Annotated in this window: 19 protein-coding genes; 6 read left to right on the top strand and 13 right to left on the bottom strand. The window is 64.3% G+C overall.

The window, feature by feature from the left end:
- Positions 1 to 27 precede the first annotated feature (27 nt).
- Together msbA and ACS7SF_RS15180 are read right to left on the bottom strand one after the other, a co-directional pair.
- Entirely contained in the window at positions 28 to 1,803 is a 1,776-nt protein-coding gene (gene msbA, locus ACS7SF_RS15185) for a lipid A export permease/ATP-binding protein MsbA (protein WP_439890542.1), read from the bottom strand.
- A 54-nt stretch (positions 1,804 to 1,857) separates the two neighbouring features.
- A complete protein-coding gene (locus tag ACS7SF_RS15180) occupies positions 1,858 to 2,718 on the bottom strand; it encodes a glycosyltransferase family 2 protein (protein WP_439890541.1) in 861 nt (286 codons plus the stop codon).
- A gap of 191 nt (positions 2,719 to 2,909) precedes the next feature.
- On the opposite strand from ACS7SF_RS15180, the gene ACS7SF_RS15175 reads away from it, so the two are divergent.
- Positions 2,910 to 3,674 (top strand): glycosyltransferase family 2 protein, encoded by a 765-nt coding sequence (locus ACS7SF_RS15175; protein ID WP_439890540.1) that lies wholly within the window; start codon positions 2,910 to 2,912, stop codon positions 3,672 to 3,674.
- A 1-nt stretch (position 3,675) separates the two neighbouring features.
- Here ACS7SF_RS15175 and ACS7SF_RS15170 read toward each other — a convergent pair whose 3' ends face one another.
- The 3 genes from ACS7SF_RS15170 to dnaE are packed head-to-tail and all read right to left on the bottom strand — an operon-like array spanning position 3,676 to position 9,446.
- A complete protein-coding gene (locus tag ACS7SF_RS15170) occupies positions 3,676 to 4,599 on the bottom strand; it encodes a glycosyltransferase family 2 protein (RefSeq protein WP_439890539.1) in 924 nt (307 codons plus the stop codon).
- Positions 4,600 to 4,604: 5 nt separating this feature from the next.
- The gene (locus ACS7SF_RS15165; protein WP_439890538.1) at positions 4,605 to 5,885 is read right to left on the bottom strand and encodes an O-antigen ligase family protein; all 1,281 of its coding nucleotides are present in this window, start codon (positions 5,883 to 5,885) and stop codon (positions 4,605 to 4,607) included.
- A 30-nt stretch (positions 5,886 to 5,915) separates the two neighbouring features.
- Complete coding sequence (gene dnaE / locus ACS7SF_RS15160; RefSeq protein ID WP_439890537.1) at positions 5,916 to 9,446, bottom strand: DNA polymerase III subunit alpha; 3,531 nt, start codon at positions 9,444 to 9,446, stop codon at positions 5,916 to 5,918.
- 149 nt (positions 9,447 to 9,595) lie between these two features.
- On the opposite strand from dnaE, the gene ACS7SF_RS15155 reads away from it, so the two are divergent.
- Positions 9,596 to 10,444 carry a sulfurtransferase gene (locus ACS7SF_RS15155; RefSeq protein WP_439890536.1) on the top strand — a complete coding sequence of 283 codons (849 nt, stop codon included), beginning with the start codon at positions 9,596 to 9,598 and terminating at the stop codon, positions 10,442 to 10,444.
- Positions 10,445 to 10,630: 186 nt separating this feature from the next.
- Here ACS7SF_RS15155 and ACS7SF_RS15150 read toward each other — a convergent pair whose 3' ends face one another.
- Both ACS7SF_RS15150 and ACS7SF_RS15145 read right to left on the bottom strand, forming a co-directional pair.
- Positions 10,631 to 11,203 carry a flavodoxin family protein gene (locus tag ACS7SF_RS15150; protein WP_426397745.1) on the bottom strand — a complete coding sequence of 191 codons (573 nt, stop codon included), beginning with the start codon at positions 11,201 to 11,203 and terminating at the stop codon, positions 10,631 to 10,633.
- An 87-nt stretch (positions 11,204 to 11,290) separates the two neighbouring features.
- Positions 11,291 to 11,989, bottom strand: a complete 699-nt coding sequence (locus tag ACS7SF_RS15145) for a pirin family protein (protein ID WP_439890535.1) — start codon at positions 11,987 to 11,989, stop codon at positions 11,291 to 11,293.
- Positions 11,990 to 12,095: 106 nt separating this feature from the next.
- On the opposite strand from ACS7SF_RS15145, the gene ACS7SF_RS15140 reads away from it, so the two are divergent.
- A complete protein-coding gene (locus ACS7SF_RS15140) occupies positions 12,096 to 12,998 on the top strand; it encodes a LysR substrate-binding domain-containing protein (RefSeq protein WP_439890534.1) in 903 nt (300 codons plus the stop codon).
- Positions 12,999 to 13,045: 47 nt separating this feature from the next.
- Positions 13,046 to 13,993 carry a tRNA glutamyl-Q(34) synthetase GluQRS gene (gene gluQRS / locus ACS7SF_RS15135; RefSeq protein ID WP_439890533.1) on the top strand — a complete coding sequence of 316 codons (948 nt, stop codon included), beginning with the start codon at positions 13,046 to 13,048 and terminating at the stop codon, positions 13,991 to 13,993.
- Between the two features lie 25 nt (positions 13,994 to 14,018).
- On the opposite strand, the gene ACS7SF_RS15130 is transcribed toward gluQRS, so the two are convergent.
- Positions 14,019 to 15,500, bottom strand: a complete 1,482-nt coding sequence (locus tag ACS7SF_RS15130) for a DEAD/DEAH box helicase (RefSeq protein ID WP_439890532.1) — start codon at positions 15,498 to 15,500, stop codon at positions 14,019 to 14,021.
- A 259-nt stretch (positions 15,501 to 15,759) separates the two neighbouring features.
- Here ACS7SF_RS15130 and ACS7SF_RS15125 point away from each other — a divergent pair, with 259 nt between their 5' ends.
- Positions 15,760 to 16,575, top strand: coding sequence for an MBL fold metallo-hydrolase (locus tag ACS7SF_RS15125; RefSeq protein WP_439890531.1), 816 nt, complete (start codon positions 15,760 to 15,762; stop codon positions 16,573 to 16,575).
- Here ACS7SF_RS15125 and ACS7SF_RS15120 read toward each other — a convergent pair.
- Positions 16,559 to 17,260 (bottom strand): TetR/AcrR family transcriptional regulator, encoded by a 702-nt coding sequence (locus ACS7SF_RS15120; protein WP_439890530.1) that lies wholly within the window; start codon positions 17,258 to 17,260, stop codon positions 16,559 to 16,561. The two genes, ACS7SF_RS15125 and ACS7SF_RS15120, sit on opposite strands and share 17 nt — an antisense overlap.
- A gap of 150 nt (positions 17,261 to 17,410) precedes the next feature.
- Between ACS7SF_RS15120 and ACS7SF_RS15115 the strand changes: the two genes are divergently transcribed.
- Complete coding sequence (locus ACS7SF_RS15115) at positions 17,411 to 20,722, top strand: carboxyl transferase domain-containing protein (RefSeq protein ID WP_439890529.1); 3,312 nt, start codon at positions 17,411 to 17,413, stop codon at positions 20,720 to 20,722.
- 39 nt (positions 20,723 to 20,761) lie between these two features.
- Here ACS7SF_RS15115 and ACS7SF_RS15110 read toward each other — a convergent pair whose 3' ends face one another.
- From ACS7SF_RS15110 to ACS7SF_RS15095, 4 genes are all read right to left on the bottom strand, one after another.
- The gene (locus ACS7SF_RS15110; RefSeq protein WP_439890528.1) at positions 20,762 to 21,778 is read right to left on the bottom strand and encodes an MBL fold metallo-hydrolase; all 1,017 of its coding nucleotides are present in this window, start codon (positions 21,776 to 21,778) and stop codon (positions 20,762 to 20,764) included.
- A gap of 192 nt (positions 21,779 to 21,970) precedes the next feature.
- On the bottom strand, positions 21,971 to 22,474 hold the full coding sequence (locus tag ACS7SF_RS15105) for a hypothetical protein (protein WP_439890527.1): 504 nt from the start codon (positions 22,472 to 22,474) through the stop codon (positions 21,971 to 21,973).
- Between the two features lie 112 nt (positions 22,475 to 22,586).
- On the bottom strand, positions 22,587 to 23,411 hold the full coding sequence (locus ACS7SF_RS15100) for an OmpW/AlkL family protein (protein ID WP_439890526.1): 825 nt from the start codon (positions 23,409 to 23,411) through the stop codon (positions 22,587 to 22,589).
- An 86-nt stretch (positions 23,412 to 23,497) separates the two neighbouring features.
- Complete coding sequence (locus tag ACS7SF_RS15095) at positions 23,498 to 24,766, bottom strand: DUF2957 domain-containing protein (RefSeq protein ID WP_439890525.1); 1,269 nt, start codon at positions 24,764 to 24,766, stop codon at positions 23,498 to 23,500.
- Positions 24,767 to 24,778: the final 12 nt, after the last annotated feature.

Raw genomic sequence — 24,778 nt, 5'->3', positions numbered from 1 at the left:
AAGCTTCCAGACCGCCACATGGGTTGCTTACTGCGTGGCGAACTGGATGCGATGGAGTCCAGCATACAACCCATCGCGGTCGATGAGCTCGCGGTGCGTGCCGGCCTCGGCAATCTTGCCGTGCTCGAGCACGACGATGCGATCCGCGTTTTCGATGGTCGACAGGCGGTGTGCGATCACCAGCGTCGTACGGCCCTGCATCAGCGCTTCCAGTGCAGCCTGCACCTGCCGCTCGGATTCGGAATCCAGCGCGGAGGTCGCTTCGTCCAGGATCAGGATCGGAGCGTCTTTGTAGATGGCGCGAGCAATCGCCAAACGCTGGCGCTGACCACCGGAGAGCTTCGAGCCGTTGTCACCGATATTGGTGTCGACGCCCTCGGGCAGGTTATCCACCACATCCGTCAGATAGGCGGCTTCCAGTGCACGGCGCACGCGGGCCATGTCGATCTCGGAAGCATCACGCGCGCCATACGCCACGTTGGCAGCGATGGTGTCGTTGAACAGCACCACGTCCTGGCTCACGAAAGCGATCTGGCGGCGCAAATCGTGCAGCGACAGGTCCGCCAGCGCATCGCCGTCGAGCGAGATCGTGCCGGACGTCGGATCAAAGAAGCGCGGCAGCAGGTTCACCAGCGTAGTCTTGCCACTGCCCGACGGGCCCACCAGCGCAACGATTTCGCCGGGCTTGACATGCAGGTTGATGCTGTCCAGCGCAGCACGGCCATCTTCGCCGTAGCGGAAGGTGACGTTGTCGAAGCGGATGTCGCCGCGGGCGCGATCGATCGGTTTGCCGCCTTCTTGCGGCTCGATGGGCGTGTCGATCAAGCCGAAGATAAATTCGGCGGCGGTCAGGCCGCGCTGCAGCGGCTGGTTCACATCCGTCAGGTGCTTGAGCGGCGAGATCAGCAGCAGCATCGCCATCACAAAGCCGGTAAAGCCACCGACCGTGGTCTGGTTGGCTTGCGCCTGCAGCATGGCAATCGCCAGGATGATGGACAGCGCCAGCGCCGCCAGGAACTGCGTCACCGGCTGGTTCAGGCCACCGGCCACGGCCACGCGCATGGCATAGCCGCGCAGGCGGTTGGTCATGGCATTGAAGCGCAGCGATTCATACGCCTCGCCGCCGTGCAGCTTGACGACCTTGTAACCACCGACCGCCTCTTCCACCACGTAGGCGGCCTGGTTAGTCAGGTTCTGGCTCTCGCGGTTGAGCGAGCGCAGGCGGCGGTTGATGCGCGACATCAGCAGGCCGATCACGGGCAGGATCACCGCCACCACCAGCGTCAGACGCCAGTTTGTATAGAACAGGAAGACCAGCAGCGCCAGCACCGTCATCGAGTCGCGCACCATCGTGATGAACACGCCGGTCAGCACCTGCAGCACCTGATTGACTTCAAAGATGACGGCGTTGATGAGCGACGCAGCCGTGTTGCGCTGGTAGAACGACGCCGGTGCCTGCAGCAGGCGCTCGAACATCTTCATGCGCAGATTCAGCAGCACCTTGTTCGACACGAGGCTCAGCAAATACGTCGACGCAAACTGCGCCACGCCGCGCACCACGGCAATACCCACCAGCATGGCCGGCACCTGCCACAGCTTGCCGGCGTACTCACCGCCGAAGCCCTGGTCCAGCAAGTCTTTCACCACCTTGGGGATGATCCCCTCCGTGGCCGCCACCACACCCATGGCGACCATAGAGAGGATGAAGGCCGTCATCTCGGGGCGGAGATAGCCCCATAGGCGCTTAAGATGGCCGGGCTGGGGCGCCGGTGCTGCGGTGTTTGAAGAATCAGTCACTGCCATGGAATCAAAGGGAAAATCGGCCGGAGACGATCCGGACCGCGTATCAGTAGAAACTCAGAGAACGTCGACACCAGGGCGCAGCCGCCGCGAGAGGTCATTGCGTCGCAAGTCCCAGCGCAGCTTGGAGGTCAGTTCCGGCTCGGGCAACTGCCAGTTGGCGCCGGCCGGCGTGCCGCGACGCAAGAAATACTTGTCGAACGTCGACTGCGACAGGCCCCACTTATTGAGGAACTGGCGCCGGCCATCGTTCTTCTTCACCTTGCCAGTCGACTTGCACTGGAAGTGATAGACCAGCGAGTCGCCCACGCCCAGGAAGATGCGGCAACCGGCGTGCCACAGCTTCATGGAGAAATCGTTGTCACTGCTCATGCCAGGCGTGAGCTCGCTGCTGTAGCCGCCGAGCTTGAACCACCAGCGCCGGTGCACCACCGTCGGCGGCCACGTGGCGCCGTACCAATCACCACGCACCAGGCGCGGCGCGTCAGCCAGCAGACGGGCTTCGTCAAAGGTCTCGGCATCACGGCCGTAGTCGCCCACCACTACGCAAGGGTTGCCGGTGTCGACGGGTTCGATCATGGAGCCCGACAGCATGAACAGGTCGGTGTCCAGCTTCTCCAGCCGGCGCACGAGCGCGGTATCCCAGCCGGGGCAGCAGACCATGTCGTCATTCAGAAAGACGATGTAATCGTGCTTGGCCAGCATGGCCGACTCATTGACAGCCAGGCAGATGCCGACGTTCTGCGGTGAATGCGTGTGATCCAGACCCTGCTCACGCACCCACTCCAACGTGCCGTCCGAACCATCGTTGACGTGCACGATGATCTGATGGTCGTACGCCGAATGTGTGCGAATGCTGTGCACGCACAGCTTGAGCAGTGCGAGGTTATTCCAGGTCGGCAGTAGGATGGAGAACATAGCGGAAATCAGGAATGGCCGCGGAGTGCAGCCACCCGCTTGTGGCGGTCGCGTATTGTACCGCCTGCAATCCCGAGCCCTGTGCCACAATACCCGCCGCCAACCCGCGCCAAAGTGCAGCGGCTCAGACACGCGCGATGAGTCTGCCGCCCAACACAGCGACTGAACACTGCAGGCGCACGCCCTTTTCCATGCCCATCCAGCTAAGCGCCACCATCCTCACGCGCAATGAAGCGCACAACATCGGTGATTGCATTGCCTCCCTGGCGGGGCTCGCCGATGAGGTGATCGTGCTCGATTCCGGCAGCACCGATGCCACGCGCGATATCGCCCGCGCCCACGGCACGCGCCTCATCGAAGATGACGGCCCGTGGCCCGGCTTCGGCCCGCAGAAAAACCGCGCGCTCGATGCAGCCAGCGGCGAATGGATTCTCTCGATCGATGCGGACGAGCGTGTCACGCCCGAGTTGGCCGATGAAATTCGCGCCGCCATCGCCCAGGCCGATGCCACCGGCACTAACGCCTACGCGATTCCGCGTCTATCGCAGTTTTGCGGCACCTGGGTGCACCACTGCGGCTGGCGACCGGACTATGTGACACGCCTGGTCCGGCGCGGTCAGGCGCGCTTCTCAGACAACCTCGTCCACGAAAGCCTGCAAGTGACTGGAGCGACGGGCCGCTTGCGCGCCTCACTGCTGCACTACAGCTACACGTCGATGGATCAAGTGCAGCGCAAGAGCGCGCAGTATGCGGAAGCCGGTGCACGCGAATTTGCCGCCCGGGGCAAGCGGCCCGGGAGGCTTTCTCCGGCGCTACACGGCGGCTGGGCCTTCATCCGCACGCTGCTGTTGCGACGTGGGTTTCTGGATGGCAAAGCCGGCTGGGCCATTGCGCGGATGAACGCGTCGGTCAGCTACCGCAAATACCAGCGCGCGCGTGAACTGACCGCTGCATAAATCAGCGGCCGATTTTCTCGTCCGGCGCGCGGGTGACAAGCTGCGCCGGGAGGTTGGGCTCCCAGGCGCGCAGGTCGCCGGTCGGGTACAACTTGAGCGCGTAAAGCGCCCGCTTGAAACGCCCTTTCAGGCCCGACTCGGGCACGGTAGGCAGTGCGCCGGCTGCGCCCGGCTGGGCGGTGGCTCGCACATAGCCGCGCGCGAAGACATGCTGCGTAATGCCCCACTTCAACAAGAACTCGCGCCCACCGCGATTGCGGCGCACGCGGCGCGTCGTCGAACAACCAAAGTGGTAAATGCGGCTCGCGCCCACCACGCGGAAAATGCGGCAGCCGACCAGCCACAGCTTCATCAGAAAATCGTCGTCGCTGCTCATGCCCGGGCCGAACTCGATGCTGTAGCCCCCGACGAGATGCCACAACCGCCGGCTGACCAGCATAGGCTGCAGCGCCACGCCATCGCGGTCCGCCGAGGGTGGTTGGTTCGCCATGTGGGCCAGCAAGCCAGCTTCGTCAAAGTTGTCGGGCCCGGTGCCGAAGTCGGCCACGTTGACCTGTACGTTGCCGGTATCTGTCGGTTCCGTCAGTTGCGCAGCCAGGTAGGCAAATTGATCGCCTACGGCGTCCACCGCCGACACCAGCGCCTGGTCCCAGCCGGGCGTGACGACCATGTCGTCGTTCATGAACAGAATCCACTCATGCGAGGCCAGTCGCGCCGCATCGTTGAGCGCCAGGCACACGCCGACATTGCCGCGGCTCCATGTGTGCGGCAAACCCTGTTCGCGCACCCAGTCGAGCGTACCGTCGGAGCCTTCATTGATGTGGACAACGATCTCATGCGCAAAGGTGGAATGCCGACGGATGCTCTCCACGCACAGCTTGAGGTAAGGCAGGTTGTTCCAAGTGGGGATCAGGATGCTGAACATGGCGCTCAATGCTGGTACGTGCGATCGGAAGGATGGCCGACATGGGATGCGATGCCCGCCAGAATCGCCATGACGGCCGCATAGAACGACACCGTCTGCTTCAACGTGAAAATCTCCACCGTCAGCCCGAACACGAAGAACGCTGCGGCGAATACCAAGCCCATCAGCGCAGCACGGCGCATGGGTGCAACGGGCGACTTCAGGCAGCGCCAGCACAGCATGGCAGGCAGGAGGTGGATCGCGATTATGCCCAAGCCGCCCAACAGGCCATATGCGGCGGTGAACGCCAACAACTCATTGTGGGCCTCACCACAACCCAATTCACGGGCCATGGGCGTCATCTGTCCGGCATCGACCAGCGTCTGAAGGTTGCTGCAAAAGCCACCGGCCCCGAGCCCAAACACCGGATGGCTCTCCGTCAGAATCACTGCCGCGTGGTAGATCTGCAAGCGGATACCAATCGAGGTGTCCTTGTGGCCCTGCGCAAATTGCGCCAGGTCGGACCATACCTCGTGCACGCGTACCTGAATCGAGGCCGACACCAGATAGACCACGGCGACGCCCAGCACCGCAGCCACCGGCACCAGCAAGCGCCAACGCAAAGGCTTGCTCTGCCCTCGCACCATCATCACCAGCAGCAAAATGGCGGGAATCGCCACCCATCCGCCGCGCGACCCGCTCAGCAACGACGTCGCCAACCCGGCCAGCAAGCCAGCCACCTTGAGCACGCGCACGGCCACCGAGTCTTTGCGCCACCAGTTCAGTGACAGCACCGACAGCACCCCCAATGCCAACGCCATATCGCCATAGTGGATCGGGTTGAGAAACGCGCTGCCCAAGCGATTGCCGCCCCAGTCACGCCCACTCCACAGACCGACCCCGAGGGCAGCAAAAGCGGCCACCGTAAACGACAGATCGCACCAGCGCATCCAGCGCAACGGCACGCGGCGCAGCGCCAGAAGCAGTGGCACCGCCACAAGAAAACGCGAAGGCGTATCAAACGCACTCCAGCGCATCTGCGCGTGCCATGCCTCGCTCAGCAATACAGCAACGAGCGGCACCGCCATCGCCACGCACGTCGCCTGGACGAGCCGATTGACATCCCGTGGCAAGGCAAGCCCGGCGGATTCGGAACGAGACGTCACCACGGCCCACAGTGCAACCAAGCTCGCCGCAATCAGCAACGCACTCGCACCGCCGCGCACGGCAATGGCGACCAGGGGATACAGCAGCAAAAACGCCGCCAACGGCGCATGCCGGGCATCGACCATACCAGGCCGCTTCATCAAACCGTTCATTGTGTTCAGGTAGGGAGATCAGTCGTAAAGCGTGGCGACGTTCTGCGCATCCAACGCCTGGCGCAACGCTGCAATCGCGTCTTCGCTCGGCACGATGCGCCACGCATCGCCGAGCACCGCTTCGCAGCGGGCTTGCTCGCACACATAGCTGATGCGCACGGAAACGCCATTGCCATCGGCTGCCACATGCGGCGTGAGCAAATCGCGCAGCTTGGCCGCTGTCGAATCCCCATTCATGGAGAGACGAATCGCCCGTGCAAACTTGGCACGCGCCTGCGTCATGTCCATGACGGATTCGGCCGTGACGCGCACCCCGCCGGTGAACATATCGTGGCGGGCGCTGCCCTGCACGATCAGCACTTCGTCTTCCTTGAACAGCGCGCGGTTGGCTTCGTAGACTTCGTTGAAGACCGTCACTTCCGTGGCTTCGCTGGCGGAACCGTCGTCGAGCATGACGATCAGCATCTTGCCGCGCTGGGTCATCTGCGTGCGCTGGCCGACGATGACGCCGGCGACAGTCTTGTTGCGCGCATCGCGGTTGCCATAGCCGCCGCCCCCACCGCCACCGTTGCCCTTGTTCGTGACTTCCTGGGCGAGATCGGCCAGCGTGGTGCGCGCAAAGCGGCGCACCTCTTCGCGGCATTCGTCAAACAGGTGCCCGGACAGGTAAAAGCCCAGCGCCTGCTTTTCTTCCTGCAGCTTGCGCTTGGTGGTCCAGGCCGGCTCGTCAACGAGTTCGGGGCGATGCGCTTCAGCATCGTCGCCGCTCATCAGATCGAACAGCGAGACCTGGTTGGCAGCGGCGGCCTTTTGTTCGGCGGCTTCCATCGCCAGACCGATCGAGGCGAGCAGCTGCGCGCGGTTGTCGTTGAGGCTGTCGAAGGCGCCAGCACGCACCAGCGCTTCGATCGTGCGGCGGTTCACCTGGCGGCGATCCACGCGCTCGCAGAAGTCGAACAGGTCCTTGAACGGGCCGTCTTCGCGTGCGCGCAGGATGTCTTCAATCGCAGATTGCCCGCTGCCCTTGATGCCGCCCAGGCCGTAGCGGATGGTCTTGGCATCGGTGGGGGCAAAGCGGTATTGGCTCGCGTTGATGTCGGGCGGCAGTACCTTCAGGCCGTTCTTGCCGACGCAATCGTCGTAGAGGATCTTCACCTTGTCGGTGTCGTCCATGGCCAGCGACATGTTGGCTGCCATGAATTCGGCCGGGTGATGCGCCTTGAGCCACGCGGTGTAGTACGCCAGCAGCGCATACGCCGCCGCGTGCGACTTGTTGAAGCCGTAGCCCGCGAACTTCTCCATCAGGTCGAAGATTTCGTCGGCCTTTTCGGTCGAGAGGCCATCCTTGGCCGCGCCCGCACGGAACAGCGCGCGGTGCTCGGCCATTTCTTCGGCTTTCTTCTTACCCATCGCACGGCGCAGCAAATCAGCGCCGCCGAGCGAGTAGCCGCCCACGATCTGCGCCATCTGCATCACCTGCTCCTGGTAGACCATGATGCCGTAGGTCTCCTTGAGCACCGGCTCGACGCGCGGGTCGGGGTACTCCACCTTCTCGCGGCCGTGCTTACGGGCGCAGAAGCTGGGGATCAGGTCCATCGGGCCCGGGCGATACAGCGCCACCAGGGCGATGATGTCCTCGAAGCGGTCAGGCTTGGCGTCTTTCAGCATGCCCTGCATGCCGCGGCTTTCCAGCTGGAACACGGCGACCGTGTTGGCCGTCTTGAGGATGTCGAATGCCTTCTTGTCCGTCAGCGGGATGTGGCTGCAATTCCAGTCCGCCTTGGACGGATCGAGCATACGGATGTAGCGCTCGGCCCAGTCGAGGATGGTCAGCGTGGTCAGGCCCAAGAAGTCGAACTTGACCAGGCCGACGGCTTCCACGTCGTCCTTGTCGTACTGGCTGACGACGCCGGCGTCTTCGCCACCTTGCGTGTAGAGCGGGCAGAAATCGGTCAGCTTGCCCGGGGCGATCAGCACGCCGCCCGCGTGCATGCCGACGTTACGCGTCATGCCTTCCACGCGTTGGGCGAGTTCCAGCAGCTGTTTGACTTCTTCTTCGTTGGCTTCGCGCTCGGCCAGCAGCGGCTCTTCCTTCTTGGCCTCTTCCAGCGTGACGAGCTTGCCCGGCTTGAACGGGATCAGCTTGGCCACACCGTCGACGAAGTTGTAGCCAAGGTCCAGCACACGGCCCACGTCGCGCACCGCAGCCTTGGCGGCCATGGTGCCGAAGGTGGCGATCTGCGAGACGGCATCCTTGCCGTACTTCTCCTTCACGTACTGGATAACGCGGTCGCGCCCGTGCTGGCAGAAGTCGATGTCGAAGTCGGGCATCGACACACGTTCCGGGTTCAGGAAACGCTCGAACAGCAGGTTGTACTTGAGCGGGTCCAAGTCCGTAATGCCCAGTGCATACGCCACCAGCGAGCCTGCACCCGAGCCCCGGCCCGGCCCCACCGGCACGCCGTTGTTCTTGGCCCAGTTGATAAAGTCCGCCACGATCAGGAAGTAGCCCGGGAAGCCCATCTTGATGATGGTGCCGGTCTCGAACTCCAGGCGGGCGTAGTACTCAGCGCGTTTGGATTCGCGCACCGCCTCGTCGGGGAACAGCACTTCCATGCGCTTTTCCAGGCCTTCCTTGGCGAGGTGGACGAGGTAGTCGTCCAGCGACATGCCGTCGGGCGTCGGGAACAGCGGCAGCTTCGGCTTGCCCAGTTCCAGCGTGAGGTTGCAGCGCTGCGCAATCTGCACCGCGTTGGCGAGCGCGGACGGGATGTCGGCAAACAGCGCGCACATCTCGTCCTGCGTCTTGAAATACTGGTCGGTCGTGAAGCGGCGGGCGCGGCGCGGGTTGGCGAGCAGCTCACCTTCCGAAATGCAGGTGCGGGCCTCGTGCGCCGTGAAGTCGTCCGGCGTCATGAACTGCACCGGGTGCGTGGCGACCACCGGCAGGTGCATCGCCGCAGCCAGCTTCACGGCCTGCTGGATGTAGGCCTCGGTGCCGGCGTGACCGGCGCGCTGCAGCTCAATGTAGAACGCGTTCGGAAACACGCGCGACCAATTCGTCGCCAGCTTGCGCGCCAGCGCCTCGTTGCCGTTGGCCAGCGCCATGCCGACATCACCAGCCATGCCGCCGGACAGCGCCAGCAGGCCGGAGCCCAGCGGTGCATCTTCCACGCCGGGCTCGTCGAACCATTCAGGGGCGATTTCCGCGCGACCGCGATGTTGGTTACTCAGCCACGCCCGCGCCAGCAACTGGCAGAGGTTCAGATAGCCCTGCTTGTTGCGCACAAGCAGCAGCAGGCGGCTGGGCTTGTCGCGTTCGTCGTGATTGGTGATCCACACGTCGGCGCCGACGATGGGCTTGACGCCCTTCCCGCGCGCTTCCTTGTAGAAGCGCACCAGGCCGAAGGCGTTGGCGAGGTCGGTCAGCGCCAGGGCGCCCATGCCATCCTTGGCGGCGGCCTTGACGGCGTCGTCAAGGCGGACGTTGCCATCGACGACGGAATATTCGGAGTGGAGACGGAGGTGGACGAAGCGCGGCGAATTCATCCGCGTATTGTAACGGCTGACACCTTCCGCCAAGCATTCAGCCCCTGCCAAATTGACCTGCGGCAACCCGCGCCGCTGCGTGGGCCGTTATAATTTCGGCTTACGAATCAACGGGTTACCCAGGCGCCCCAAAATCGGCGCGGCAGCACATGCAGATCGTCAATATTTCCGCTTACAAATTCGTCACCCTCGAAGACCGCGAGACCCTGCGCCCCGCCCTGCTGGCCGAGTGCCAGGCGCGCGAGCTCAAGGGCACCGTGCTGCTGGCACCCGAGGGCATCAACATCTTCCTGGCTGGCTCGCGTGAGGCGATCGACGGCATCGTCGGCTGGCTGCGCAGCGACGCGCGCTTTGCCGATCTGGCGCCCAAGGAAAGCTTGTCCGACCACCAGCCGTTCCGCCGCCTGCTGGTGCGCCTGAAGAAAGAAATCATCACCATGCGCCATCCGCTGATCCGCCCGGAAGACGGCCGCGCGCCGTCGGTCGCGCCGCCCGATCTCAAACGTTGGCTCGACCAGGGCCACGACGACGAAGGCCGCCCGGTGGTGATGCTCGACACCCGCAATGACTACGAAGTGGCGGTCGGCACCTTCAAGAACGTCGTCGAATACAACCTCAAGAAGTTCACCGAATTCCCACCCGCGATTGCCGCGCACAAGGACGACTTTGCCGGCAAGACGGTGGTGTCGTTCTGCACCGGCGGCATCCGCTGCGAGAAGGCGGCGATCCACATGCAGGAGATCGGCGTCGAGCGCGTGTATCAGCTCGAAGGCGGCATCCTCAAGTACTTCGAAGAAGTTGGGGGCGACCACTACGACGGCGATTGCTTCGTCTTCGATCATCGCACCGCACTCAATCCTGAGCTGCTGCCAGCCGGGCCGAAGCAATGCTTCGCCTGTCGCGCGGTCGTCACGCCGGAAGAGCAGCAATCGCCCGATTACATCCCCGGCCAGCGCTGCCCGCACTGCGCGAGCCACCAGACCCGCGCCGCGGCATGAAGCGCTTCGCCACCGCCCTCCTCGTCAGCGCGCTCTGCCTTTCGGCATTGGGCGGTTGCTCGACGAGTTGTGCGGGCGGCTCGAACCGGGGCGTGTTCTGCGGAGCGGGCACGCGGTTCTAAACGCGCATCGCACCAAGAAAAAACGCCGGACATGCCGGCGTTTTTCCTTGGGCGCTCAACCTTCTTACTGACGGCCGCGCACGAACTGGTTGGTGATGGCGACAACACGTTCGCCGAACAGCTTGGCGGTTTCCAGGTCGCCGGGCAGCGGGCCCTCTTCCGGGCTCGCATCCGACGGCGATTGCGACAGCGCACCACCAAACCCACCCAGGTAGTTCACGTCGTTGCGCGTGGCCGCCTTGCTGTTGGCCGGCATCATGCCCGTGCCGACCCAGATCATTCCGTGCTGCTGCGACAGCGTCCACAGGTACTGGATCGACGAAAATTTGTCGCCGTTCATCGACGCCGAGTTCGTGAAGCCAGCGGCGATCTTGTCTTTCCACGCGCCCGTGAACCATGCCTTGGACGAGGCATCGGCAAATTTCTTGAAGTCGCCCGAGACACCGCCCATGTAGGTCGGCGCACCGAAGACGATGGCGTCAGCACCGGCAAGCACCTCCCAGGTGCCGTCATTGACATCGGCCACCGAGATCAGGTGGGCTTCGGCGCCGGCGGCTTGCACGCCGGCAAAGACAGCCTCGGCCTGCTTCTTGGTATGGCCATAACCACTGTGATAAACGATCGCAACGCGTGCCATGGGAATCCTCTTGTGGGTTGGAGTACGACAGGAAACAACAGAAAAACAAAAAACGAAAAACGGCGCACCTATCGTGCGCCGCCAACATTACGGCAAATCGAAGACCAGCACTTCGCTGTCATCGCCGCCGGAGAGCGTCACCGCCGCTTCGCTGGTGAGCTTGGCGGCATCACCGCCAACCAGGGTGCGACCGTTGACGCTCAGCTTGCCCCGCACCACGTGCACATAGGCGCGACGGCCCTCAGCGATGGCCAACGTGGCAGTTTCAGCGCCGTCAAACTTGCCGGCGTAGAGCGCCATGTCCTGATGCACCTTGACGGAGCCGTCGCGCCCGTCGGGGCTGGCGATCAAGGCGAGCTTGCCGCGCTTGGCGGCCTCGTCGAAATGACGTTCTTCGTAGCCGGGCGTCAGGTTCAATTGCGCGGGCAGCACCCAGATCTGCAGGAAATGCGTGGTCTGGTCCTGCGCGTGGTTGAACTCGGAGTGACGCACGCCAGTCCCAGCCGTCATGCGTTGCACGTCGCCGGTGCGCAGCACGCTGCCGTTGCCCATGCTGTCCTTGTGCGCCAGCTCGCCGTCGAGCACGTAGCTGATGATTTCCATGTCGCGGTGGCCATGGGTGCCAAAGCCCATGCCGGCGGCGACGCGGTCTTCGTTGATGACGCGCAACGGCCCGAACTGCACGTGTTCCGGGTCCATGTAATCGGCAAACGAGAAGCTGTGACACGACTTCAGCCAGCCGTGGTCTGCATAGCCGCGGTCTTGAGAGGGGCGGATTTCAATCATTTTGATGAATCTCCTATCCAAATTACTGCGTTGATGGACGGATGTTACGCGGATTCGCTATATTCACGCGGTACGGCTTTGATTCATCCCATCAAAAATTCTGAACATGGCGCTCTCGCTGGAATCCCTCGAAGTCCTGGACGCGATTGAACGCAAAGGCAGCTTTGCCGCTGCCGCGCACGAACTCGGCAAGGTCCCGTCTGCGCTCACCTATGTGGTGCGCAAGCTGGAAGACGACCTTGACGTGCTGCTGTTTGACCGCCGTCGGCATCGCGCAGAACTCACGCCTGCCGGTCGGGCGCTGCTCGACGAAGGCCGCCACCTGCTGCAGGCCGCCGACGACCTCGCCCGCCGCGTCAAGCGTCTGGCCACCGGTTGGGAGGCGACGCTGACCATCGTGGTGGACGACCTCGTGCACTTTCGCGCACTCATGCCGGTCATCCAGGATTTCTATGCCGAGAACACCGCCACGCGCCTGCGTTTCTGCCGCGAGGTGCTGGCCGGCACGTGGGACGCGCTGCTCTCTGGCCGCGCCGACTTGCTGCTCGGGCCCGCCCAGGTGATGCAGGTGCAGGGCATCCAGACGCGCTCGATGGGCAACATTCCGTTCGTATTTGCGGTGGCGGCACATCATCCGCTTGCGCACATGGAAGAGCCGCTTCCCGCCAGCGCGATCTCGCGGCACCGCATCGTTGCGGTGGGAGACACCTCGCGCAATTTGCCTGCCCGCACCGTCGGCATCCTGGCCGGGCAGGACACGTTGGTGGTGCCCTCCATGGCCGACAAAGTGCAGGCGCAGATCCGCGGCCTGGGCTGCGGCTGGCTGCCGGTGCCGCTGGCGCAGCCTTACCTCGATTCCGGCGTGCTGATCGCCAAGGAAACCACCGAGGACAAGCGCGCCGGCGCATTCCAAGTGGCATGGCGAAGCAACATGCGTGGCAAGGCACTGCAATGGTGGGTCGACAAGCTCGATGATCCACGCTTGGTGCAAGCCCTGCTGATGCAGTAACCGCATCGATCCCGCAGAATAGCGACATCGGCATCCGGAGCTTCGCCTTGTCCCAAGCCAATCTTGATACCTCGGAAACCGCGGCTGCGTTACCACGCGGCGCATACCGCGGCCGCTTTGCGCCCTCGCCCACCGGCCCGCTGCACATTGGCTCGCTCGTCACTGCGCTGGCGAGCTGGCTCGATGCACGCGTGCACGGTGGCACATGGCTCGTGCGCATTGAAGACATCGATTTCCAACGTAATGTGCCGGGCGCAGATCGCGACATCCTCGCATCGCTGGAAGCGCTCGGGCTGATTTCCGACGAAGCACCGCAGTGGCAAAGCACGCACCTGCCGCGCTTCGAAACCGCGTTGGAGCAACTGCAGGCCATCGGCAAGCTGTATCCGTGCGGCTGCACGCGGCGTGAGATTGCCGACTCCGTCACCACCATCGATGCCCACGGCCGCCTCCGCCATCAAACCCTCATCTACCCTGGCACCTGCCGCAGCGGCCTGCATGGCCGCCAGCCGCGCGCCTGGCGCGTACGCGTACCAGAGGCGGATGCCGCCACGGTCTGCTTCAACGACCGCTGGCAAGGCGTGCAATGCCAGAACCTGGCAGAAGCCGTGGGCGACTTCGTGCTCAAGCGCGCCGACGGCATGTGGGCGTATCAGATTGCGGTGGTAATAGACGATGCCGCGCAGGGCATCACAGATGTCGTGCGGGGGTCGGATCTGCTCGACTCAACACCGCGTCAGATCTATCTGCAGCAGTTGCTGGGACTGCCCGCGCTGCGTTACCTGCACGTGCCCGTGGTGGTGAATGCAGAGGGTGAAAAGCTCAGCAAGCAGACCGGCGCGCACGCGGTCAATCGCAATGAGCCGCTCGCCGCGCTGACGGAAGCGGCGCGGCACCTCGGGCTCGACATTCGTGCAGACGATGTGGAAGGGTTCTACCGGGACGCCGTCCCGGCGTGGGCCAATCGCCTGGCGCAATTGACCCCGGCGGCGTAGCTGCCGCCGTTTTAACAGCAATGACTTAGCGCTTGCGCGGCACGCCACCCAGGAGTGCGGCAATCGGGCGCTTGGCCGTGCGCGGATGACCCGCCGGCTGCGCCGGCTTGTTGGCATCAGAGGCATCCGCCGGCGCCGTCGATTCGTACGGTCGGTTGAAGAATGGATCATCCGACGGACGGAACGCCGGGCGCACGATGGTGTGATCCAGCACACGGGCGCCATTGCGCTCATCGCGCTCGCGGGCGCGGCGGACTTCACCGCGGGCACGCTTTTCATCGCGCTCACGACGTTCACGGTCGCGGGCTTGCTCGCCGGTCGGGTCGAAGTCGACCAGTTGCTCGCGCGGCAGGTTGCGCTTGATCAGCTTTTCGATATCGGCCAGGAAACGCTCATCGCCCGGCGCGAACAGCGACAGCGCATCACCGGACGCACCGGCACGGCCCGTGCGGCCGATACGGTGCACATAGTCTTCCGCATTGAACGGTAGGTCGAAGTTGATCACGCACGGCATCTGCGAGATGTCGAGACCGCGCGCAGCCACGTCGGTAGCGACCAGCACGTCGACGGTGCCCTGCTTGAAGGCTTCGAGCGTTTGCATGCGCTCGGTCTGCGTCTTGTCGCCGTGGATGGCGTTGGCGTTGATGCCTTCGCGCTCCAGCGCGCGCGCCAAGCGCGAGCAGCCGATCTTGCTGTTGGAGAACACGATGCACTGGCGCGGCAGGCCTTGCTCCGCACGCTGCTTCAATAGGTGCACGAGCGCGGCCTGCTTGTGGTTGTCCGGTACGGTGTAGATGACCTGGCGGACGTTCTCTGCCGTGGCGTTGCTGCGCGCGACCTCGATCGTCTGCGGATGACGCAGGTAGCTGGAGGCCAGCTTCTTGATCTCGGGCGAGAACGTGGCCGAGAACAACAGCGTCTGGCGATGCGCCGGCAGCAGGTTGATGATGCGCTGCAGGTCGGGCAGGAAGCCCATGTCGAGCATACGGTCGGCTTCGTCCAGCACCAGCATGCGCACCTGCGACAGGTTCACGCTGCGCTGTTGCACGTGGTCGAGCAGACGGCCCGGCGTAGCGACGAGGATTTCCACGCCGCGGCGTAGTTGCTCGGTCTGCGGGTTCATGTCGACGCCGCCGAACACGACGGCGCTACGCAGCGCCGTGTACTTCGCGTACTTGGCGACGTTGTCGTACACCTGGTCGGCCAGCTCACGCGTGGGCGTGAGAATCAGCGCCCGCACCGGGTGGCGTGCCGGCGACGCGCTCGTATTGGCGTCGGGCAGCAGGTTGTGGATGATCGGCAGCGAGAAGCCGGCGGTCTTGCCGGTGCCCGTTTGCGCGGCGCCCATGACGTCGCGGCCGGCAGTGACCACCGGAATGGCGGCAGCCTGGATGGGCGTGGGCTTGGTGTAGCCGCTTTCGGTCAGCGCGCGGAGGACGTCCGGATGCAGGCCGAAGCTGTCGAATGTCACCGAGTCGTTAGCCGGTGCTTCTGACGCGTCGGTCATGGGTGCAGTGTTCATATGGGGAGGCAGCATGCCGGGTGGCATGGTGGCGCGACAGACCCAGGCGGGAAATCCTAAAAAGGACCGCTAGCGGCTCGCGCAAAGCGTTAAAAATCAAGATTTTATCATGCGAGACGTGGCGCAGGACGGATGAACGCCTCACCCAGGCCAAGGCAGCACCCCATCTGTCTTGACCCGGATCAAGTCACGCCGGCCCGCGCTGCGCGACCATCGCGGCATTCCAACCTGCGCCCAAGCCCCCATGGTCACCACCCTGTTTGAATCCGCCGACCACGTCTGCCTGATGTTTTCCGATCTGGTCGACGATCACGACGATCTGCCGGTGCAGACCAATCAGTTTCTCGTGGTCGACCACGGCCACGGCGCGCTGATCGATCCGGGTGGCCAGATGACGTACAACGCCCTCTTTCTGGCGATGAACAAATACTTTCCGCCCAAGCAGCTCGACTACGTGCTGGCATCGCATGCGGACCCGGACATCGTCGCATCGGCGGGGCGCTGGCTCACGAGTTCGAGCTGCGACATCCTGATCTCGCGCGTGTGGGAGCGGTTTCTGCCGCATTTCTGCAACGTGGGCAAGACGGAAGGCCGCATCGTGCCGATTCCGGATATGGGCATGGCCATTCCGCTGGGGCAGTCGCATGTGCTGGCGGTGCCGGCGCACTTTCTGCACTCGGAGGGCAATTTCCAGTTCTACGATCCGGTGTCGCGCATCCTGTTCTCGGGCGATCTGGGGGCGTCGATGGTGCATGCCAACGTGGCCGCCAAGCCCGTGGAGGACTTCGACGCGCATCTGCCGCTGATGGCGCCGTTCCACCGCCGCTACATGAGCGGCAACCGCGTGTGCCGGCTGTGGGCGCAGATGGTGCGCGGGCTCGATGTCGAATGGATCGTGCCGCAGCACGGCCAGGCCTTCCGGGGCAAGGCCATGGTCAACCGCTTTATCGATTGGGTGGAAACCCTGGACTGCGGTATCGACTTGATGACGCAGGAGGTCTTCCGCCTGCCCGCGCTGCCGAAAACGATGGCGGGCGCAGCGCTCAAGACGCGGGTTTAGCTGCCGGGCTGGGCGCAGCCGGCAGAATGATCTTCATCATGGCGCCCGACAGTTCGTGCGCCAGCACACCGGCATCGATGCGCGAGGGGTCGTGCCACGTGTACATGAACCCCATCACACCGCCCATCGAGTGCGCGGCGACACGCGCATCGCCAAACTCGAACACGCCGGCACGCTTGCCCTCGTCCAGCAGCGCATACAGATCGCGGTAGTACGCCCGCGACATGCCGTGCAGCCACTCAACCGTTTCCGGCCGCAGGTATTGCCGATCACGGTAGGTGAGCGCGGCAGCGTAATGACAATCGATGCAGCGGCGCGCCATCTCCAGCAAACACGCTTGCAGGCGCTCACGTACGGGCAACGCCGGATCGGCCGTCTCGCGAATGGCCGACAGGCAGATCTGCGCGGCCTCCCGGCATAGGATGTCGAAGATCTCGTACTTGTCGGTGAAGTAGTAGTACACCGCCGGCTTGGTCACGCCGAGCGCACTGCACAGGTCGCTCATCGTCATGCCCGCGTAGCCCTTGGTGTAGAAAAGCTGCGCGGCGGTGTCGAGAATCTGCCGGCGGCGGGCTTCCTGCCGCTCGGCGATATGGGGGCGCGTTGCAGTGGCGGGCGCTTCGGTTTCAGCAGGCGATTGCACGTCAGGATCGGCGGACGCGGCCGTTTTGCGGACGGAGGACATGTCACACATTTTCGCATGCCGCCCGCAAACACGCCGTGGCGCGCACGCATCTTCGGGGCATCAAAGCCTTGGATGCTTGACGCATCAAGGAACACCTCAATATGCTTACCGGGCGGTATACAAACTCAAGCTCACGAGCTATCGCCCGACATGACGTTTCGCAAACTGCTGATCGCCAATCGCGGCGAGATCGCCATCCGCATTGCCCGCGCGGCCGCTACGGTCGGCCTGCCCTGCGCCGCCGTCTATTCCGAGGATGACCGGGATGCGCTGCACGTACTGCGCGCCGATGAAGCCGCGCCCCTGCCCGGCACCGGCCCGCGCGCGTATCTCGACGGTGAAGCCATCCTGGCAGCCGCACGTGCCGTAGGCGCCGATGCCATCCACCCCGGCTACGGTTTCCTGAGCGAGAACGCGGCCTTCGCTCGCCAGTGCGCGCACCACGGCGTGCAGTTTGTCGGACCTGCACCGTGTGCGCTCGATCTCTTTGGTGACAAGGCACGCGCACAGGCACTCGCACACGAGGCTGGCATTCCGATCGTCAACGGCACGCGTGGCGCGACAACGCTTGAGGAAGCGCAAGCCTTCTTTGCCGCGCTACCGCCTTCGCACGGCATGATGATCAAGGCGATTGCTGGCGGCGGCGGACGCGGCATGCGCGCCGTGCACGATGCGCAGGCGATTGCCGAGGCCTATGCGCGCTGCGTGTCCGAAGCCACCGCCGCGTTCGGTACCGGCGATGTGTACGTGGAAGCGCTGGTGCCGACACCACGCCATATCGAAATCCAGATCGTTGCGGATGCCCACGGCAACGTCGCCCACCTCGGTGAACGCGAATGCAGCTTGCAGCGCCGTCACCAGAAGCTGATCGAGATTGCGCCCAGCCCTGCGCTGGACGAGTCGCTGCGTACACGGATCGCCGATGCCGCCGTCTTGCTGGCCAAATCGGCAGGCTACTGCGGCATCGGCACGTTCGAGTTTCTGGTGGAAGGTGCTGGCACGCCGCATGCCCGGTTCTACTTCATGGAGGCCAATCCGCGCGTGCAGGTCGAGCACACCGTCACGGAGATGGTGACCGGCGTCGATCTGGTGGTGACACAACTGGCGCTTGCACAGGGCACATCACTCGCGGAACTGGGGCTTGCTCAGCCAATTCCACCGCGCGGCCACGCAGTTCAGGTGCGCATCAATGCGGAGACACTCGATGCATCAGGCCAACCCCACCCCGCTACCGGCGTGCTGACGGCATTCGAGCCGCCCAATGGCCCCGGCGTGCGCGTCGACACCTGCGGCTATGCCGGCTACCGGCCCAACCCACGCTTCGACTCATTGCTGGCCAAGTTGATCGTCCACGCGCCGGGCGGCACATATGCACAAGCGCTGGCACAAACGTACCGCGCGCTGTGCGAGTTCCGCATCGAAGGGTTGGCGACCAACAAGCGCTTGCTGCAAGACCTGCTGCGCGATGCCGATGTGCAGGCCAACGCCGTGCACACGCAATTCCTCGATGCGAAGCTGGCCGAACTGGCTGACGGCAATGGCGAAGCGCATCCGACCTTGCATGCAGCGTCCACTGATGCCACCGATCTCGCGCCGACAGAATCGTTGGTCGACGAGCTTCCCGGCAACGCTGAACTGCTCACCGCCCCGATGGATGGCGCGCTGGTCCAGATCAACACGGAAGTGGGTGCCACCGTGGCACGTGGTGACGTGCTGGCCGTGATGGAAGCGATGAAGATGGAGCACGTGATCACCGCGCCGGCCGCAGGACAGGTGCGGCAAGTCTGTGCCCGCGCAGGCGCCACGGTGCGCGAGGGCCAGCCACTGGTGGTGCTCGAGCGCAGCGACACCCAACTGGATGCCGCCGCCACCGGCACCGATGTCGACCTCGATCACATCCGCCCCGACCTACAGGCTGTCATCGACCGCCACGCCTTCGGCCTCGACGCAAACCGGCCGGAGGCCGTCGCGCGCCGCCGCAAGACAGGCCAGCGCACCGCACGCGAAAACATCGACCACCTGTGCGACGACGGCTCGTTCATCGAGTACGGCGCGCTCGCCATCGCCGCGCAACGCCAGCGACGGGCGTTGGATGACCTGATCCGCTCAACGCCGGCTGACGGCATCATCACGGGCATCGGCACGGTCAACGCAGCGCACTTCGGCGACCAGGACGCGCGCTGCATGGTGCTCGCGTACGACTACACCGTGCTGGCCGGCACGCAAGGCACGTTCAACCACAAGAAGACGGACCGCGCGCTGGAACTGGCGCAGAAATGGAAGCTGCCCGTCGTGCTGTTTGCGGAAGGCGGCGGCGGCCGGCCGGGCGATACCGAAACGCTTGGCGTAAGCGGCTTGGACTGCCCGACGTTCATCCACTTCGCGCGCCTGTCAGGGCTGGTGCCGACGGTCGGCATCGTGTCGGGCCGCTGCTTTGCCGGCAACGCCGCACTGCTCGGCTGTGCGGACGTGATCATCGCCACGCGCGGCGCGACCATCGGCATGGGTGGCCCGGCGATGATCGAAGGCGGCGGCCTTGGCGTGTACGCGCCTGAAGAGGTGGGCCCGGTCAACGTACAGGCACCCAACGGCGTGATCGACGTGCTGGTCGAAGACGAAGCCGAGGCCGTGGACGTTGCGCGTCGCTACCTGAGCTACTTCCAGGGGCCGCTGGCCGATTGGGACGCCGTCGACAGCCGCCACCTGCGCCACGTCATTCCCGAAAACCGCATGCGCAGCTACGACATGCGCGCCGTGACCGAGGCGCTGGCCGACACCGGCTCGGTGCTCGAGCTGCGGCAGGCCTTCGGCATTGGCATCATTACCGCGCTGATCCGCATTGAGGGTCGCGCATTTGACTGCATCGCCAACAACCCGCGCCATCTGGGCGGCGCCATCGATTCGGCAGCGGCGGACAAGGCGTCGCGCTTCATGCAGCTGTGTAACGCGTTCGACTTGCCCATCGTGTCACTGTGCGACACGCCTGGCTTCATGGTCGGCCCCGAGGCGGAAAAGACGGCCACCGTGCGCCACGTCAGCCGCATGTTCGTCACGGCAGGCAACCTGCACGTGCCCTTCTTTACCGTGGTGCTGCGCAAAGGCTACGGGCTTGGCGCGATGGCCATGGCGGCAGGCGGCTTCCACGCGCCGTTTTTCACGGCGTCGTGGCCGAGCGGCGAATTCGGCGGCATGGGCATCGAAGGCGCCATCCGCCTCGGTTACCGCAAGGAGCTGGAAGCCGTGGAAGACCCCGCCGCGCGCGAGGCACTGTTCCGAAAGATGGTTGACGCCGCGTACGAAGAAGGCCGCGCACTGAACATCGCGAGCTATCTGGAGATCGATGCCGTGATCGATCCGGCCGACACGCGGCGCTGGCTGCTGCGCGGGCTGCAATCCGTGCCGCCCGCGCCACCGCGACATGCGCGCGATCCGGCTACGCGCCGCTTCATCGACACCTGGTAGGCGCGTAGACGAAACAGCAGCCGGGGTGCGCCTAACCCATCAGTCTGCGCGGTCGGTACGCAGCGGACCGTACTCGATGGGCACCCACGCGAAGGCCTTGCCGTCCTTGCGCACGTGGCCCAGGCCGGGGAATGGCAGATGCGCACCGGCAACCCACAGCTTGTCTTGCGCCGCTTCGTTAAACAGCTTGCGGCGCGAGGCGACGGCCTGCTTCTGATTGACGTCGTATTCGAAGGCAACCTCGGGGTGCTGGAACTGAACCGCATGGCTGTGCACGAGGTCACCCCACACCAGCAGGCTCTTCCCCTTGGACGCGAACAGATAACCGCTATGCCCCGGCGTGTGGCCATTGGCGACCACCGATCGCACACCGGCGACCACCTCATCGCCCGGCTTGAACTGCTTGAGCTTGCCGGCCGCCGCGTACGGCGCCACGGAATCACGCGCCATCTTGAAGAACGGCTGCATGTCCTTCGGCTTGGATGCAGCAATCGTTTCGCTCAGCCAGAAATCGGCTTCCGGTGCTGCCACATAGACCTGCGCGTTCGGGAACGCCGGTTGCCCTTGCGGCGTCAGCAAACCGCAGGCGTGGTCGGGGTGCAAATGCGTGAGCAGCACCGCATCGATCTGTTCAGGTTGGTAACCCGAGGCGCGCACGTTGCCGGCCAAGCCGCCCATGGTCGGGCCAAAGCACGTGCCCGAACCGGTATCCACCAGAATGCGCTGGCTGCCCGTGTCGATCAGGAAACCATTCACCGCCGTCTGCATGCCCGGCGTGTTCGACACGAACATCCGCGCCAGCAGGCTCTGCATCGATTTTGCGTCGAGGCCGAGCAACGTCTTGGCGGGCAGATCGGTGTAGCCGTCGTACAGCGCAGTGACAACGTCGTCGCCGAGGGCCATGCGGTAGTAGCCGGGCACTTGGGCACGTTGTTGTGTGGCGGCAGGCGTGGAGGCTGCGGTGGAGGTTGCGGCGGGCGTCGCGGTCTGGGCGTGAACTCCGCCAATCGAAGCGGCCATCGCAACGGCCACAGCAGCAGAGGTGAACAAACGCATGTCTTGGCTCCTGAAATAAACCACTGCCCCTTGGCAGCGGCGAGCCGGGATCATGCCACTTCTGGCGCACACGTGGTGCCGCTATTTGCGGCAGGGGTATTGCCTGAAAACACACAAGGCCCGACATGCCGGGCCCATGGCTTCATGCCGATCGACGGCGGCTGCGCATCCGCCAGTCAACCGGTCGCGCGCTTACTGCACATGAAATTTTGGCGACGACACCACGGTGCCGCTCACCGTGCAGTCCGGCGTGAGCAGCGCGTTGGTGAACGTCAGCGACGAGTTCGGATCGTTCCACGCGGTCACGACCTTGCTCGGGCCACAGCCGCCCAGCAGGAAGACATTGACTGCCGCGTTGTTGATCGACAGCTGGGTGGTGCTGTCGGCCTGGCCCGTCCACGGGTTCGCGCTGCTGGCCGTTCCCGTAATGAGGCCGCACGTCCCGCCGCCGGTAAACGATGTGGACGTGAGACTAACGATGCCCGACGGCGTGATCGTGCCCGTGAAGGTCGCTGTGCAATTGGCGCTGATGGAGCCCTTGGACAGCGTGGTCTGGCCGGTGACCGAGAACGGCTCGCCGTTCGGGTTCATCGGCTGGCCATCGACACGCGAAACGGTGACGGCAAGTGCGGGGGTGGCTGCTACGGTGGCAAGTGCGAGTGCAACTGCAAGAGATACGACTTTACGTGTGCTCATTTATTGCCTCACTAGAACTGACGGTAGAGACCGTCTTAAAAATGCGGCGCAAACCGGTTCCCGCTTGGTTTGCGCCGCGCCAATTAGCCAGGCGCAGACAGCCAATACCCAGCTAAAACTTGTACGACACGCCCAGGAACGTGATGATCGGATTGGCCTTCAGCGTGGTCTTGGTGGTAGCCAGCGTGGTGCCGTCCGCCGCCTTGATGACGGTGGCCGCTTCCGTCTTGAGCGGCATGTACGACACCGTGGCCGTCAATGCCCAGCGCTCGTTGATCGCATAGCTCGCCCCCAGGTTGAAGATGGGCGCCCAGGACGACGACGATTTCCCCTCGACGTGCGTCGGCCCCGGCTTGCCGGCGCCGGCCGCCAGCACGCTACCCAGTTCACGGTTCACCGCGGCCGCAAAGTTTGGGTTCAGTTCGATGTTGGTGAAGAAGCTGTAGACCACGCCCACACCCGCGAACGGCCGGAACTTGGATTGCGCGTGCCCGAAGTACCACTGCACGATGACCCCGGGGCTCCACTGGCGCGCCTTGCGCACAGCGGGCTGGTTGGACGGGTCATCCAAGTCGACATGGCCGAGTGCACCCGCTGGCCCTGGCGCACGGATCACGCCATGCCCGGTCAACTTGAATTCAGGCGGCACGCCAGCAATCGTGGTCAGTGCAACGTTGTCGGTAAAGAAATGCGTGAGCGTCAGCCCCAGCGTATTGGCATTGCTCACGCGCAGCCCGCTGTTGGGCGAGGTAAAGCTGCCCGGCAAGCGCAGCGGGTCATTGATCGGCGCGTTGATCACGCTGGTGGTGAGGTTGCCGCTCGAGTCCTGCGGCATGATGTGGAACCAGCCCAGTGTCGCCACGTTGTCACCGGCCTGCTGCGCCATGGCACCGGCGGAGGCGCAGGCCACCGCCAATGCGACAGTCAGTTGTTTCATGATGCTTCCTCCTGTTGTTCTGAGCGAGGCGCGGCCTGACGTTGCGTCATCGGTGCCGCGCCCCGTGGCGTGTTGTTCCGGAAACGTCACTGCACGAAGGCGCCGACGGTGAAGTACGGGTTCTTCGTATCGCTCATATCCAGGAAGCCGAAGGTCTTGCCGGTGAAGATCAGCTTGCCGGTCGGGGTGGAACCGGCTGGAGCGCTCGTCTGCGTGGTGCGGATCACGCCCGGCACCGACTGCGTGAAGTCCAGGTTCAGCGGGCGCGTGAGCGCTGCTTGCGATGCGTTGAACGGATCGAGCAGCGTGGCCTGCGTGCCCACCAATGCAGTGGCGCGATAGTTGAACTGGCTGTCCACGCCCGTGTATTCGCCGTCTTGCGAGCCCTGTGTGATGTTGGTGGCCGGCGCCATGATCGAGATGCCGGACTCGTCATCCGCCACCGGCGGGCCCGCCGTCAGATCGGAGTTGGCCGCCCCCACGCGAATGAAGATCGGCACGAGCTGGCCATACAGCTTGCCCACGATCAGCACGCCCTTGCCCGCCTTGTTGGGATCGAGCGAGGACACCGTGGCCGGCACCTGCGGCTGATAGTTCAACGTGGTGAACGCCGGCGCATCGCCGCGCAGCGTCAGCTTCTGGTTGACCGTTGCGCTCGACATCAGGCACGCACCGCCGTTCTTCACGCCCAGGTTGTCGCACTCGGTGTAGGTGCCATCCGCGTTGATGGTGAACCGCGCATCAACCGCCTGCTGCGAGAAGCTCTGCGATGGCACCTGGTGGTAGCCGAGCTGGTTGTAGTTGCCCGCGATCTTGGTCAGATCGGTCTCGGTGTTCGAGAAGCTGATGAACGGGTAGTACGGGAACGTGGTCCGCGCAATCTTGCCCACGCCGACGATGCCGTCGAACTGGATCGTCGCGCCCGGAATCGTGCCGCCCAGCACGCCCTGCCCCAGGAAGAACCGCGCCGGGCGGCTCGGATCCAGGCTCGCGTTGTTCAAGCGATATGCGCACTGATTGAGCTTCTCGGTCGGCAGTGCCGTCTCTTGTGTGAGCGTGCCGCTCTGCACGTTGTTGGGCGGGGTGTCGCGTGTGGGGGCCACCGTGCCCGTCGTGAGCGGAATCGGCGAGGCCAGATAGGTGATCTGGTACGTCATCTTGGTGGTGTCGAGCTGCACCTTCACCAACTCGCCCGAGCCGGAGCCACCGGTGAACACCGTGTTGTAGTCGATGGCCTGCGGGCACAGGCGCTGGATCACGGGGGGCGGCGGATCATCGCCCCCGCCACACGCCGTCAACAGTGCCGCCACCATCGGTGCGCATGCGAGCGCGGCCAACCATTTACGCCATTGCATCTGCGTCTCCTC

The sequence above is a fragment of the Ralstonia sp. 25C genome, assembly GCF_051904805.1.
GTDB lineage: Bacteria > Pseudomonadota > Gammaproteobacteria > Burkholderiales > Burkholderiaceae > Ralstonia.
The sequence above is the reverse complement of the archived record's forward strand: the minus strand, read 5'-3'. Positions and strand labels throughout refer to the sequence as shown.